This window comes from Acidiluteibacter ferrifornacis (genome assembly GCF_009909615.1).
GTDB lineage: Bacteria > Bacteroidota > Bacteroidia > Flavobacteriales_E > Vicingaceae > Acidiluteibacter > Acidiluteibacter ferrifornacis.
In genome coordinates this window covers 1-14,831 of record NZ_WWNE01000008.1, presented here as the reverse complement: position 1 = coordinate 14,831, position 14,831 = coordinate 1, and the positions used below count along the sequence as shown (strand labels likewise).

The window sequence follows — 14,831 nt, the reverse complement described above, 5'->3', positions numbered from 1 at the left end:
AATGAGTAAATACATTGAAATATTTCTTAAAGGTTTTGGAGATTATTGGAATTATCTAGTCAATGACATTGTTAATCCCTCTTGGCACAGCTATTTTTATTTGTTAATCGCAGTGTCTATCTTTTTCTATTTGCTTGAAATATTTTTCCCTTGGCGAAAAAATCAAAAACTAATCCGAAAAGACTTTTGGTTGGATGTATTTTATATGTTTTTCAACTTTTTCATTTTTTCGTTGATCATTTACAATTCGGTTTCCAATGTATTGGTAACTCTTTTTAGTGATTTCTTAGCTCTATTTGGAATCACTAACATCGTAGCCATAAAAATTAACGAACTAGCAATTTGGGCACAGTTAGGTATACTTTTCATCGTTCGAGATTTTATTCAATGGAACGTTCATCGTTTATTACATGCCTCCCCTTTTTTGTGGCAGTTTCATAAATTACACCATAGTGTAAAAGAAATGGGATTTGCTGCTCACCTTCGTTTTCACTGGATGGAAACCATCGTTTATAAATTCATTCAATATGTTCCATTGGCCATGCTAGGATTTAATTTAGTAGAATTTTTCATTGTAGATGCATTCGCATTGGCGGTGGGGCATTTCAACCACAGCAACTTCAAATTGAATTTAGGTCCATTAAAATACATCTTTAACAACCCTCAAATGCACATATGGCATCATGCAAAAAAACTCCCCGAAGATCGAAAAATGGGAGTTAATTTTGGGTTGACATTAAGTATATGGGACTACCTATTTAAAACGGCTTACATTCCACATGATGGCAGAGATATTGAATTGGGTTTTGACGACGAAAACGAATTTCCTGAATCATTTGTTAAACAAGAAATTTATCCTTTCATAAAAGATGAATAATACCACAAACAATACGACCAATCAAAGTGGATGGTTTATTATCATAGCCTGCTTGGCGATTGGACTAGCCCCTTTTTCGCCTGAGCCGCACTTGTTTGGAAAAGTAAAATGGATAATGGGTGGAGCAAACGGAATGCAACCCATGGATTGGTGGGATACCATTATGCATGGTGTTCCGATGATCGCGTTTGTGGTTTTGTTAATCCGTAAGTTGATCAAGAAATAGTTAACCTGCCCAACCTTCTCTATCTAAGCTTCTGTATTGAATCGCTTCGGCAAGATGATGCGTTTGAATATTTTCACTCTCTTCCAGATCAGCAATGGTGCGCGATACTTTTAAGATGCGATCATACGCACGTGCTGATAATCCCAATCGGTCCATTGCTGTTTTGAGCAAATCTTGCCCTTCCTTTTCAATTCGACAAATTTCTCTCAACTGTTTAGAACCCATCTGAGCATTACAATAAATGCTCTCACTTTCAGCATAGCGCACATTCTGAATTTCTCTTGCTTTGATAACCCTTTCTCGAATTTCGTGGCTTTTCTCAGAAAGTGCCGCTTCCGACAATTTACTAAAAGGCACCGGCGTCACTTCTACATGCAAATCAATACGATCCAATAAAGGTCCTGAAATCTTATTCAAATATCGATGCACCACACCAGGAGCACACATGCATTCCTTTTCGGGGTGATTGTAATACCCACAAGGGCATGGATTCATGGAGGCAATCAGCATAAACGCTGCTGGATAATCAACCGTGAAACGTGCTCTAGAAATTGTGACTCTTCGTTCCTCCATTGGTTGGCGCATCACTTCTAAAACCGTCCGTTTAAATTCAGGCAATTCATCTAAAAACAGCACTCCATTGTGAGCCAAAGAAATCTCACCGGGCTGAGGAAATCCACCTCCACCGACTAAGGCAACATCAGAAATGGTATGGTGTGGCGATCGAAATGGGCGCATAGTTATCAAACTTGCATTATGATCCATTTTACCAGCCACCGAATGAATTTTAGTGGTTTCCAAGGCTTCATTTAAAGAAAGTGGAGGAAGTATGGTTGGCAATCGTTTTGCCAGCATAGTTTTACCTGCTCCAGGTGGACCAATCAAAATCACATTATGTCCACCAGCGGCGGCAATCTCTAAGGCACGCTTTATATTCTCCTGTCCTTTTACATCTTGAAAATCGAACTCAATAGAAGTTAGATTCTTGTAAAATTCTTGTTTGATGTCTAAAGTTACTCGCTCCAACTCTCCAACACCATTAAAGAAGTCAATTACTTCTTTAATGTTTTCTACACCATAGACTTCTAGGCCTTCAACGATAGCTGCTTCCCGAGCATTTTGTTTCGGCAAAATAATTCCTCTAAATCCTTCCTTCTTAGCTTGAATGGCAATAGGCAAGGCGCCTTTCATCGATTGTAACCCACCATCTAATGAAAGTTCACCCATGATTACAAAGTCACTTATTTGATCAGACTTCATTTGTTCGGAAGCTGCTAGGATACCAACTCCAATCGTCAGGTCATAAGCAGAACCCTCTTTTCTAATATCAGCTGGTGCCATATTAATCACAACCTTTTTCCCAGGAATTTTATATCCGTGACACCTTAAGGCCGAATCAATTCGCTGTTGACTCTCTTTTACAGCACTATCAGGAAGTCCCACCAATAAGAAATTAATACCCTGATCTACATTTACCTCAACTGTTATTGTAATGGCATCTACCCCTTGAACCGCACTACCGTATGTTTTTACTAGCATATTAAACCCTTCAAAATGAAATAGCAATATAACAATTTTATTACCTTTAGCATATAAAGAAAGCAAATGAAATTTATTATAACTGCACTAATAATCATAGGGCTATCCACTATTGGCTTCGCTCAAAAGATTGAATTATTACCGGCTTCCAGGTTTGCAGCCTCTCCAGTTGGAGGCAACGAATACTTAGAGGACTTTATTAAACAAGAAATTGTTTATCCCAAAACAATGCTCGAAAGCGAAACGGAGGGAGAGGTCACAATTCGATACATCATTAATAATGAAGGAGAAGTGGTTCAGTCAAATATTAGTGCTTCTACCAATGAAGCATTTAATAAAGAAGCCATGCGACTCTTCCATCACATTGTTTGGAAAGTAGACTACACACGTTTGGTCAATGAAAAACTGGAGGATGGATTGCGAATCAAGTTTTCGCCTAAAACCTATAAAAAAGTAGTTAAAAAAAGAGGTTATGATGGATTACCGTATCCAGAAGGTATTCCTGTTGATGAATCTGGAACAATATATACGGTGAAACAACTGGATTCTGTCCCGAATTTAATTGGAGCAGACAATATGAATGCATTTGCATTGAAAGCGATGAAATATCCTCAAGAAGCTATTGTGCGAAAAGTAAAAGGAGAGGTGAAATATGAATTTATAATTGAACCTTATGGCATGTCTTCCAACTATAAATTAGTAAATGCTCTCCCTGCGGGTTGTAATGAGGAGACATTGAGACTACTGCAATTGATGAGATGGGAACCAGGAATAAAAGATGGAAAAGCTGTCCGTACGAAGATGACTTTCAGACTTCTTTTTAATGCAGGCGGCTCAGGTGGGTTTGAAATGTTTGACGGCAATTCGAACTCCAGCAACTAAACTTTCTGCTCGATGGTATGAATTAAACTGTGGATTACTTTGATGTGTATTTCTTGAGCTCTATCCGCATAAGTAGTATGCGGAGCTCTAATTTCGATGTCACATAAATCAGCCATAACACCGCCATCTTTGCCTGTCAAACCAATAACTTTCATGCCTTTACTTTTGGCAGCCTCAATTGCTTTGATCACATTTTTAGAGGTTCCACTCGTGCTAATCCCTAACAACACATCGCCTTTTTGGCCAACCCCTTCTACGTATCTAGAAAAGATATATTCATACCCATAATCGTTTCCAACACAGCTAATGTGAGAAGGGTCTGAAATAGAGATCGCAGCCAATGCAGGTCGATCATTTCTAAAACGACCACTTAACTCTTCTGCAAAATGCATGGCGTCACACATGCTCCCACCGTTACCACACGAAATAACTTTGTTTCCTGCCTTCAAAGCAGCTGCGATTAATGTCGCAGCATCATCAACTTTTTTCAAATTCGATTCGTTTGAAATAAATTGATTCAATACTTCTTGCGCCTCCGTAAAGTTGTCTTTGATGGTCTGTAAACTCATAGCTCTATCGTTTCCTTTTACACAAAGATAGAATAAGCTGAACTTCTTCGGGGTATTTCGAAAAAGTATTTTTATTTTAGCGGCTTAATATTTCAAATCAACCAACACATGAAACTTTTCTTAGCCGCAACATTTACTTTATTGACCTTCATGAGCTTAAACGCTCAAGACGACTCGAATTGCTATCAAGAATATGCAAAGATATTTGAAACTAGAGGTGCTAATTTTGTAGAAGATGGCACTTATGATGATGTTGTAATTACTGTAAGAAAAGGAACTTTTGCGGACTGCTTCATTGGAAAAGTAACTGTAAGCAATGGAAAAATTGATGGCAACAACATCCAAATTCAGATGATAGATAAAACATTTGAACCATTGGATAAGAAATCCAAGTACGACAAGTTTTTAAAAATTACGAATGGAATTTCTAAGACCATGGTGACAGTAGAAGACGAGCTAATCAATGTGATGTTTGTCAAAAGCATTAAGCCGAAAAGAAAAGCCTACAATCGAGCACCATCTCCTACAATGATCGACTAATTGGAATTGTTAACCAATTATTGGAGTTTTATCTTGGCATCTATTGCCCTCACCTTGTTGCCAGGTCCTGACTTAGTATTTGTTGTAATTCAAAGCGTGAGCAATGGAGCTAAAATCGGTTTCAGCATAGCTATTGGTTTAGTCAGTGGGTTGATTGTACATACTACTTTAGCCGCTACTGGACTTTCCATTGTCATAGCACAATCCGAATGGGCGATGAAAGGAATTCAATACGCCGGAGCAGCCTATTTATTCTATTTGGCCTTTCAAGCAGCTAAAAGCACCTCTAGTCCAATAAGCATGAATGGGAATGAGCAGGTTTCCCCTTCCTTTTGGAAACGTTGGAAAGTGGGCTTCTTTATGAATGTCCTAAATCCCAAAGTGTCGTTATTTTTTATCGCTTTCTTCCCCCAGTTTATTCTTTCTGAAAGTGATTTAACAGTCGCCACACAAATGGTTTTTCTAGGTGGAATTTTTATGACTCAAGCTATTCTCATCTTCGGGATAGTTTGTCTCCTAGCAGCCAAATTAACCCCATTCCTTCGTAGCGATCGATTCTGGCAATACACCAAATGGATGAACGTTGGGGTATTATCTATATTGGGACTGGGATTGTTATTGGGGTAATTTGCAAGCAATCTTCTATAAATTCTAGCTATGGAGTCATCTAGACTTCTGCTATAGAAGCCGCTTAAAAGACAAAATAAAGATTTAAAAACTTCAACTCAGAAATAAAACATCACCTCAACGTTGCTATAATTCTCACAAAAAAAGCATCCCGAAAATCGAGATGCTTTTTGTATTTTAAGTGGAATTAAATCTAATTCGATGCGTTCATTTTAAATGCAGCTATTCCGCAATCCAAGAAGTCAGAATACTCTTCTACACTTGGAGTATATCCAACAGGGTTACCCAATAAGTATCCATCTGGACTCAGCATCACGTAATAAGGTTGAGAATTATTGTTGAATACTTGCGTCTGAAAAGTTGCCCATTTATTTCCAATGGTTTTGATTTTTTTCTTCTTCATTTCTTCTCCAGCCATGTATTCAAAAACACCCTGTTGCTCTTCTGGTAGCATTACTTTATCATCAACGTAAAGTGACACCAAAACGAAATCTTCTTCCAATTTCTTTTTTACACTTTCTACTGTCCAAACCGATTCTTCCATTTTTCTACAGTTTACACAAGCCCACCCTGTAAAGTCGATCAACAGTGGTTTATTCACACGCTTAGATTCTGCTAAAGCCTCATCGAAGCTATCAAATTCTGCGTGGAAAGTTTCTTTTTCATACCAACTGTAGAACGTTGGAGGTGGAAATCCACTTAACAAATTATGATTCCATGGAGAAGTTTTCATAACTCCTGGAGCGATATAAATAGTGAACGCTAAAACGAGTATTGCTAATCCAATTCTAAATGGAGACAATCGTTTTATTGGAGAGTCATGTGGAAACTTAATCCATCCAAACAAATAAGCTGTTAACCCAATTCCTATAACTGTCCATATCAAAAAGAAACTTTCTCTTTTTAACAATCCCCACTGCTCTACTAAATCAGCATTTGACAAGAACTTGATCGCTAAAGCAACTTCAATAAAACCTAACACTACTTTTACAGAATTCAACCATCCACCCGACTTTGGTAACTTACTCATCATACTTGGGAAAGCTGCAAAAATCGCAAATGGAAGCCCCAAAGCGATACCGAAGCCACTCATGGCTGCTGTAATTGGCCATGGTCCGTTTTTCAGAGCGTTTCCTAAAACAGTTCCTAAAATTGGACCGGTACAAGAGAATGAAACCAATGCTAGCGTTAACGCCATAAAGAAGATCCCCAGAATACCACCTACCTCTGAAGCATTGTCTGCTTTATTGGTCAATTTGCTAGGTAATGTAATTTCGAAGTATCCGAAAAACGAGATTGCAAACACTACAAACACAATGAAGAAAATGATGTTCAAAGTAACACTCGTAGCCACTTCATTGAGGACTGCTGGGTCGGTATTAAAGTGAAAAGGAATACTTAGAATGGCATAAATCAAGAAAATAAAAAATCCGTAAAGAACGGCCTTCCCTAATCCTTTTCCACCACCGTCGCCTTTGGTAAAAAAGCTTACCGTTAATGGAATCATTGGGAATACACATGGAGTTAATAATGCAATCAACCCGCCAATGAATCCAAATAAGAAAACCATCCACACATTACTCACTTCTTGCTTTTCTTCGCCGCAGTCACCTTGAGGATTTTCTAAGTCTACAAGTGGCAAATGAGGTATAATGGTAGTAATATCCAAAGAAGCTTCTTGGGATTCTTTCTCTAAAACATTCATTCCTTTACCAGTAGCTAAATCAAACTCTACTTCGATTAATTCAGGTGGCAAACACATGGTAGCATTACAAACAATATACTCAAATTCAATGGTGTAAACTCCTTTATCTAACCCACTAATGGTTTTCACAAAGTCTACATTGTGCTCAAAATAGTTTAGTTCTAAATCTGCCGTAGGATCAAATGCTGTAATCAATTCTCCAATTTCATTGAATCCACCATCCGCTTCTAATGAACGATTCAAATAGAATTTCGTCGCCATTACTTGCTCTTCTTCCGACTTCTGCTTTTGTGAATACAAATGCCATCCTTCTCCTATTTCTCCTTTAAAGTGGAATTCATAAGCACCAGTACTTTCGTCCTTTAAAATGGAAGAATACTCCCATTTCACAGCATCTAAAAATTCGTCTGAAACAGAAGTAGTCGCATTCTCACCTTCAGAAGAGACACTACCAGTCGTTTCTCCCGACCCCTTTATTTTAAAAACATGCTCAATCGCTTCTGGAGGCAAACACATTTCGTCGTTACACACCATAGAGTAACTCTCTCCGGAAATGGTAAAATCTGCACCAGAAAGGATTTTAATCTTTTGAATAAACTGAACTTTTTTAGCAAAGAAGCTCAATTCCATATCAAAATTCTTGTCGTATTCTGTTATCGGTTTTGGCTCTTCTACTTTTCCAATTAATTGGTATTTATCGGAAGGAGTAAAAGAAAACTCAGTCGCTATAGGACCATCATCATTAGGCAGATACTGAGAATACAAATGCCACCCTTTATCAATTTTAGCAGTCATTATTAATTCTGCTTCTCCATTTTCCAATTGATTAACTGAAGCTTCCCACTTAATCGGCTCTTGAATTTGAGCCATTAACAATGAACTAAAAAGTATTCCAATCGTCAAAACGATTGATTTTGATAACGCTGTGAATCGGATCATTTATTGAATATTTTTTATAAGAAACCCAAATTTAACATTAATGAAACAATCGCCATCATGTTTTTTGAATTTGTTGGCTATTGAAGCCTACATTTTGTAACCAATTATCAAAAACCACTGTTACAACTTGTCGTTTTCTTTGTGTCGAGTGCTATCCCGTTGCGTTTTCTTCTCTATATTTTTTTCAAAAGCAGCTTGTAAGTCGATTCCGGTTTGATTAGCAATGCAAACCAACACAAATAAAACATCCGCTAATTCATCTCCCAACTCTTTTCCTTCGTCTGATTTCTTCTTGGACTGCTCCCCATATTCTCGGGCCATTATCCGAGCGACCTCTCCAACTTCTTCAGTTAGAATAGCCATATTGGTCATTTCATTAAAATACCGAACACCGTATTGCTTGATCCAATCGTCTACCTTTTTCTGAGCTTCTTGCAATGTCATTATTCTTTGTTTTTAGAATCCATAATTATTGTCACAGGTCCATCATTCAACAAATGGACTTTCATATCTGCACCGAACTCTCCACATTGGATGGGCTTACCAATAGCTTCCGTCATTTCTTTCTTGAACAATTCATAATGCTCTTCTGCTTGAACGGGTGGGGCAGCTTTCATATAAGATGGACGATTTCCTTTTTTAGTACTTGCGTGCAACGTAAACTGGCTTACTATCAAAACATCTCCGTTAATGTCATTGACAGATAAATTCATAACGCCATCTTTGTCATTGAATATACGCATATTGACCACCTTTCGAATCAACCAATCGCGGTCGTCCTTTTCATCGGCAACCTCAATACCTAACAATATTAATAAACCTTGATTAATATTTGCTTTCTCTTTGCCATCTATCGTGACAGAAGCTTCTGACACTCGTTGAATAATCACTCTCATTAATATCCTTTTGCTCTGTAATTCTCTCCTTTCTCATCTTCCGTTATTGACAAGTAACTGCTATATCTTGTTGGTGAAATTTCTCCAGAATCGACTGCTGCTTTTACAGCACAGCCAGGCTCATTAATATGAATGCAATTACTGAATTTACAATCGGGCAGCACTTTCATCATTTCTGGGAAGTAGTGACTGAGTTCGCCACTTTCCAAATCCACTACTCCGAAACCTTTAATTCCGGGGGTATCGATAATATCGCCTCCAAAAATAAGTGGATGCATTTCTGCAAAAGTGGTGGTGTGCATTCCTGATTTATTAGCTTCTGAAATCGCCAATGTTCGAAGATCCAACTCAGGATCCAATTGATTGATTAAAGTACTTTTTCCAACTCCCGAATGACCCGAAAGCATGGTGATCTTATCTTTTAACAACCCCTTAATTATCTCAAGATTAATTTGTTTTTCCGCAGAGACCTCGTAACAATCGTAGCCTATCTTTTTATAAATAGATTGAATAAAACGCAAGAACTTCAACTCCTCTTCATCGTAGATGTCTATCTTATTAAAAATCAATTTCACAGGAATGTGATAAGCTTCAGCACTTACTAAAAACCGATCAATAAACTCCGTGGAAGTCTCTGGCAACTTTAATGTTACAAATAAAAATGCTTGATCAATATTGGCCGCGATGATATGCGTTTGCTTGGATAAATTAATTGATTTTCGGACAATATAATTCTCTCGGGGTTCTAGTTTGTGGATAACATAAGAGTCAGTATCTGAATCAAACTCCACCTTATCTCCCACAGCAATAGGATTAGTACTTTTTATCCCTTTTATCCTAAACTTACCTTTTATACGGCAATTATAGATTTCCCCATCTACTCCTCGAACTATGTACCAACTACCTGTTGATTTTGTAACTATTCCTTTCAAATGTATTTCAATTATTTTAACAATGCCTTACAGCTTAAAATTAGTAAATTCGGCCTTTCTAAACGAGGTTTAAATATGTCGATAAAGGTAGAGAATATAACTAAATTATATGGCACTCAGCGTGCGTTAAACGATGTTAGTTTTGAGGTAAAACCGGGAGAAATCGTTGGATTCTTAGGGCCAAATGGTGCAGGAAAGTCTACAATGATGAAAATCATAACGACTTACATTCCAGCATCAGAAGGACAGGTAAGTGTTTGCGGCATTGATGTGACCAAAGATGCACTTGCCGTGCGAGGACTAATTGGGTACCTACCTGAACACAACCCACTTTATTTAGACATGTACGTTAGAGAGTCGATTGCCTTTGTGGCTCAGATACACGGCATCAAACCCACCAAAAAGGTAATTGATGACATCATAGAAAAAGTAGGACTTCAAGTAGAGCAAAATAAAAAAATTGGCGCTTTATCAAAAGGATATCGGCAACGAGTAGGATTAGCGCAAGCCTTAATTCACGACCCCAAAGTGTTGATTTTAGATGAACCTACCACAGGATTAGATCCTAACCAATTGGCTGAGATTAGAAATCTAATCAAGCTGGTGGGAAAAGAAAAAACGGTAATGCTTTCTACTCACATCATGCAAGAGGTGGAGGCCATTTGTGACCGAGTGATGATCATCAATAAAGGGTCATTGGTAGCCAATAAGTCGGCGAAGGAATTAACCAATTTAGCTACTGAAAAAACAGTAATAACAGTAGAGTTTGAAGGTCAAATTAAAGAATCAAACCTAAAAAACATCAAAGGAATTACTCAATTTGCCAAAATAGGAGACAATACATACAAAATAGAAAGTAGCTCTGATATAGATTTAAGAACCGCTATTTTCAACTTTGCGGTGAGCGAAGGTGCTGCTGTGCTTACTCTGCAAAAGGAATCTCAAAAATTAGAAGACGTATTTAAACAATTAACTAGGCAATAAATAAAGCTTATAAATGACTTTTATTTTTCTAAGTCAAATTCGTACTTTAGCGCCCTTATAACAATTCAATAATATAATTAAATGCCATATTTATTTACATCCGAGTCGGTTTCAGAAGGACATCCTGACAAAGTAGCAGATCAAATTTCTGACGCTCTTATTGATAATTTTTTAGCTTTTGACCCTGAGTCGAAAGTGGCTTGTGAGACTTTAGTTACAACCGGACAAGTTATTCTTGCTGGTGAAGTAAAATCAAATACCTATTTAGACGTTCAGAAAATTGCACGTGACGTAATCAACAAAATTGGTTACACAAAAGGTGAATATATGTTTGATGGAAACTCTTGCGGAGTACTTTCTGCCATTCATGAGCAATCTGACGATATCAACCGTGGAGTTGATAGAGCTTCGAAAGAAGAGCAAGGTGCAGGTGACCAAGGAATGATGTTCGGTTATGCAACCAACGAGACTAAAAATTACATGCCTTTAGCTTTAGATTTATCGCATTTAATCCTTAAGGAAATGGCGAAAATGAGAAGAGAAGGAACAGATATTTCGTACTTGCGTCCTGATGCTAAAAGCCAAGTTACTATAGAGTATTCTGACGATAACGTTCCTCAAAGAATTGAAGCTATTGTTGTTTCTACACAGCACGATGATTTTGCTGATGACGAAACTATGTTGGCTCAAATTAGAAAAGACATTATAGAAATCGTTATTCCAAGAGTGAAAGCCTTGTTATCACCGGAAATACAAGCATTATTCAATGACAATATTAAATACCACATTAATCCAACAGGAAAGTTTGTAATTGGTGGTCCTCATGGAGACACTGGTTTAACTGGCCGAAAGATTATTGTAGACACCTACGGTGGTAAAGGTGCTCACGGTGGTGGTGCATTTTCAGGAAAAGATCCAAGTAAGGTAGATAGAAGTGCTGCATACGCTACACGTCATATCGCTAAAAACTTAGTAGCTGCAGGCGTTGCTGATGAGATTTTAGTTCAAGTTTCTTATGCAATTGGAGTTGTAGAACCGATGGGAATTTTTGTGGAAACCTATGGAACTTCTAAAGTGAACATGAAAGATGGCGAAATCGCTAAAAAGGTTTCTGAAATCTTTGACATGCGTCCATCAGCTATTGAAAGCAGATTGAAATTACGCTCTCCTATGTACAGCGAAACTGCTGCATACGGACATATGGGTAGAGTAAACGAAGTGGTTTCTAAAAGTTTTACGCAACCAAATGGCGAGACTAAAACAATGGATGTTGAATTGTTTACTTGGGAAAAGTTAGACTATGTAGATAAAGTAAAAGCAGGTTTTGGATTGTAATTTCTGAAACTTATATTCATAAAAAAACCATCTTAGTTGATTCTAAGATGGTTTTTCGTTTTAGACAGTATGCTATTATTTTTCTCTAAAAAACAATTGAATAGGAACTCCAGTATAATCAAATTGCTCTCTCAATTTATTTTCTAAAAACCGCTTGTACGACTCCTTAATATACTGAGGTAAATTACAGTAAAAGACGAAAGTAGGCTTGAAAGTTGGCAGCATATTTACAAACTTAATTTTAATATACTTCCCCTTAACTGCTGGAGGTGGCACTGCTTCGATAATTGGCAACATCACTTTATTCAGTTTATTGGTAGGAATCTTTCTGATTCTGTTTTGATACACATGAACAGCCTCTTCTAGAACATTAAATATTCGTTGCTTTTCGGTCACCGAAGTAAAAATGATTGGAACATCATTAAAAGGTGCAATTTTTTCTAAAATCGCGTTCTTAAAATCACGCATGGTGTTTGATCCTTTATCCGCAATTAAATCCCATTTATTCACCATAATTACCAAACCCTTCTTATTCTTCAACGCTAACTGAAGAATGTTCAGATCTTGAGCCATCACGCCTTTATCTGCTTCAATTAACAGAATACAAACGTCACTATTTTCAATGGCACGAATCGACCTCATTACAGAATAAAATTCTACATCTTCGTCCACCTTACCTTTCTTACGCAGTCCTGCAGTATCAGTTAACATAAAGTCAAAACCGTATGCATTGTAACGAGTACCAAGTGCATCACGTGTAGTTCCTGCGATGTCTGTGACGATATTCTTTTCTTTACCAATTAGAGCATTTACCAAAGACGACTTCCCAACATTCGGGCGACCAACAATTGCAAACTTTGGGATATCTAATTCTTCCTCATCTCCATCATGAAATTCGGCAATTACAGCATCTAGTAGATCTCCTGTACCACTGCCACTCAGTGAAGAAATATTATAAGGAGCACCTAAGCCAAATGAATGAAACACTGCAGATTCTCCCCACCGCTCGTTATTATCTACCTTATTGGCAATAACAAACACTTTTTTTCCACTTTTACGCAGCATATCAGCCACCACATCATCCAAATCGGTAATACCTGCAGTAACGTCTACTACAAATAAAATAATATTGGCTTCTTGAATAGAAATTTCAACTTGTTTTCGAATTTCACCTTCGAAAACATCCTCTGACCCACTGATATAACCACCAGTATCGATTATCGTAAACTCACGTCCAGACCAATTGGCATGACCATGATGACGATCGCGAGTAACCCCACTTTGCTCATCTACGATTGCCTTTCTACTTTCTGTAATACGATTAAATAATGTAGACTTTCCAACATTTGGACGTCCTACAATTGCAACAATATTTGCCATAATTTCTACTTATAAATAGCCGTAACGCTTTAATTTAGAATCTTCATCTCTCCAGTCTTTATCAACTTTCACGTATAATTCTAAAAACACTTTTTTATCTAAGAACTTCTCCATATCAATTCGTGCAGACGTTCCAACTTTCTTCAACATCTTTCCTTGATGTCCAATTAATATCCCTTTTTGAGAATCCCTAGCTACCATTATATCTGCAGCAATTCTAACAATATTCTCTTCGTCTAAAAATGAATTTACAACCACTTCACAAGAATATGGAATCTCCTTTTTATAGTTCATGAAAATCTTTTCACGAATGATTTCAGCCATAAAAAAACGCTCCGTTTTATCTGTTAAAGCATCCTTCTCGAAGTACGGTGCCGAATCAGGCAACAATTCTGTAATCTTTTTTAACAAAGTATCTAGGCCTTGCTTGTGCAAAGCTGACATAGGTAAGATTTCAGCTTTAGGGAACTGCTCAATCCAAAGATTAACCGTCTGCTCTAATCGTTCTTGATCCAACAAATCTATTTTGTTGACTACAATGATTAATGGCACTTCAATAGTTTGAAGACGCTTTAAGACCTTCTCATTTTTGATGATTTGATCGTAGGCATCTACAATCAATAATAAAACATCGGCATCCTCTAATGCAGAATACACGAATTTCATCATTCCTTCGTGCAGTTTATAGTTCGGTTCTAACACCCCAGGAGTGTCAGAAAAGACGATTTGATAGTCCTCATCGTTCACTATTCCCAAAATACGATGACGAGTCGTTTGAGCCTTTGATGTTATTATTGACATCTTTTCTCCCACTAATCCATTCATTAGTGTCGACTTGCCCACATTTGGGTTACCGATGATGTTAACAAATCCTGCTTTATGTGACATTTTTTATGCATTTTATTTGCACTGCAAAGAAACAAATAATATATTTGCACTCCAATTAAGGAAGGCACCTTTATTTATTGAATAAAAATAGCCTTTAATTGAGAGTTAAACAGCGGTTTAACGGGATCGATTTACTGAAAAAGACAATATTGTTTAAAGATATATTGCGGGGTGGAGCAGTTGGTAGCTCGTCGGGCTCATAACCCGAAGGTCATACGTTCGAGTCGTATCCCCGCTACTACAAGGAGTAATCAGAAATGATTGCTCCTTTTTTTTGTGCCTTATTTTTACAAACACTTCAATAGAAATTGAAATTAGGTCATACGTTCGTCCCGATAGCTATCGGGACGTATCCCCGCTACTACAAGGAGTAATCAGAAATGATTGCTCCTTTTTTTGTTCTAACTTTTTCAGAACACTTCAATAGATATTAAAATTTGGTCACTCGTTTGTCCCGATAGCTATCGGGACGTATCCCCGCTACTACAAGGAGTAATCAGAATTGATTGCTC

At 37.5% G+C, this 14,831-nt stretch carries 15 protein-coding genes and 1 tRNA gene; 8 read left to right on the top strand and 8 right to left on the bottom strand.

All coding sequences use genetic code 11. The features are described 5' to 3' along the window. The first annotated feature begins 1 nt into the window (after position 1). A complete protein-coding gene (locus tag GQN54_RS10510; RefSeq protein WP_160633509.1) occupies positions 2–877 on the top strand; it encodes a sterol desaturase family protein in 876 nt (291 codons plus the stop codon). Beyond that, positions 870–1,103 (top strand): hypothetical protein, encoded by a 234-nt coding sequence (locus tag GQN54_RS10505; protein ID WP_160633508.1) that lies wholly within the window; start codon positions 870–872, stop codon positions 1,101–1,103. Before GQN54_RS10510 ends, GQN54_RS10505 begins: the two co-directional genes overlap by 8 nt. Here the strand turns inward: GQN54_RS10505 and GQN54_RS10500 are convergent, their stop codons facing one another. Continuing rightward, positions 1,104–2,642 carry a YifB family Mg chelatase-like AAA ATPase gene (locus tag GQN54_RS10500; RefSeq protein WP_160633507.1) on the bottom strand — a complete coding sequence of 513 codons (1,539 nt, stop codon included), beginning with the start codon at positions 2,640–2,642 and terminating at the stop codon, positions 1,104–1,106. Between the two features lie 66 nt (positions 2,643–2,708). Between GQN54_RS10500 and GQN54_RS10495 the strand changes: the two genes are divergently transcribed. Continuing rightward, the gene (locus GQN54_RS10495) at positions 2,709–3,524 is read left to right on the top strand and encodes an energy transducer TonB (protein WP_160633506.1); all 816 of its coding nucleotides are present in this window, start codon (positions 2,709–2,711) and stop codon (positions 3,522–3,524) included. Here GQN54_RS10495 and lpcA read toward each other — a convergent pair. Then, a complete protein-coding gene (gene lpcA, locus GQN54_RS10490; RefSeq protein WP_160633505.1) occupies positions 3,521–4,093 on the bottom strand; it encodes a D-sedoheptulose 7-phosphate isomerase in 573 nt (190 codons plus the stop codon). The genes GQN54_RS10495 and lpcA overlap by 4 nt on opposite strands. A gap of 108 nt (positions 4,094–4,201) precedes the next feature. Between lpcA and GQN54_RS10485 the strand changes: the two genes are divergently transcribed. Both GQN54_RS10485 and GQN54_RS10480 read left to right on the top strand, forming a co-directional pair. After that, a complete protein-coding gene (locus GQN54_RS10485) occupies positions 4,202–4,633 on the top strand; it encodes a hypothetical protein (protein ID WP_160633504.1) in 432 nt (143 codons plus the stop codon). A 33-nt stretch (positions 4,634–4,666) separates the two neighbouring features. Beyond that, complete coding sequence (locus GQN54_RS10480; RefSeq protein WP_207554878.1) at positions 4,667–5,260, top strand: LysE family translocator; 594 nt, start codon at positions 4,667–4,669, stop codon at positions 5,258–5,260. A 193-nt stretch (positions 5,261–5,453) separates the two neighbouring features. Here the strand turns inward: GQN54_RS10480 and GQN54_RS10475 are convergent, their stop codons facing one another. From GQN54_RS10475 to rsgA, 4 genes are all read right to left on the bottom strand, one after another. After that, positions 5,454–7,904 carry a protein-disulfide reductase DsbD family protein gene (locus tag GQN54_RS10475; RefSeq protein WP_160633502.1) on the bottom strand — a complete coding sequence of 817 codons (2,451 nt, stop codon included), beginning with the start codon at positions 7,902–7,904 and terminating at the stop codon, positions 5,454–5,456. Between the two features lie 120 nt (positions 7,905–8,024). Then, positions 8,025–8,348 (bottom strand): nucleotide pyrophosphohydrolase, encoded by a 324-nt coding sequence (locus tag GQN54_RS10470; protein ID WP_160633501.1) that lies wholly within the window; start codon positions 8,346–8,348, stop codon positions 8,025–8,027. Continuing rightward, positions 8,348–8,800, bottom strand: a complete 453-nt coding sequence (gene dtd, locus GQN54_RS10465) for a D-aminoacyl-tRNA deacylase (RefSeq protein ID WP_160633500.1) — start codon at positions 8,798–8,800, stop codon at positions 8,348–8,350. The genes GQN54_RS10470 and dtd overlap by 1 nt, the downstream gene beginning before the upstream one ends. Beyond that, complete coding sequence (rsgA, locus tag GQN54_RS10460; protein WP_160633499.1) at positions 8,800–9,732, bottom strand: ribosome small subunit-dependent GTPase A; 933 nt, start codon at positions 9,730–9,732, stop codon at positions 8,800–8,802. Before rsgA ends, dtd begins: the two co-directional genes overlap by 1 nt. Positions 9,733–9,807: 75 nt before the next feature. Here rsgA and gldA point away from each other — a divergent pair, with 75 nt between their 5' ends. Continuing rightward, complete coding sequence (gene gldA, locus GQN54_RS10455; protein ID WP_160633498.1) at positions 9,808–10,716, top strand: gliding motility-associated ABC transporter ATP-binding subunit GldA; 909 nt, start codon at positions 9,808–9,810, stop codon at positions 10,714–10,716. Positions 10,717–10,797: 81 nt separating this feature from the next. After that, complete coding sequence (gene metK, locus GQN54_RS10450; protein ID WP_160633497.1) at positions 10,798–12,051, top strand: methionine adenosyltransferase; 1,254 nt, start codon at positions 10,798–10,800, stop codon at positions 12,049–12,051. A 75-nt stretch (positions 12,052–12,126) separates the two neighbouring features. Here the strand turns inward: metK and der are convergent, their stop codons facing one another. Both der and era read right to left on the bottom strand, forming a co-directional pair. Beyond that, positions 12,127–13,431 (bottom strand): ribosome biogenesis GTPase Der, encoded by a 1,305-nt coding sequence (der, locus tag GQN54_RS10445; RefSeq protein ID WP_160633496.1) that lies wholly within the window; start codon positions 13,429–13,431, stop codon positions 12,127–12,129. Positions 13,432–13,440: 9 nt separating this feature from the next. After that, positions 13,441–14,319 carry a GTPase Era gene (gene era / locus GQN54_RS10440; protein WP_160633495.1) on the bottom strand — a complete coding sequence of 293 codons (879 nt, stop codon included), beginning with the start codon at positions 14,317–14,319 and terminating at the stop codon, positions 13,441–13,443. A 165-nt stretch (positions 14,320–14,484) separates the two neighbouring features. Between era and GQN54_RS10435 the strand changes: the two genes are divergently transcribed. Next, positions 14,485–14,557 (top strand) — tRNA-Met (locus GQN54_RS10435). Positions 14,558–14,831 lie beyond the last annotated feature (274 nt).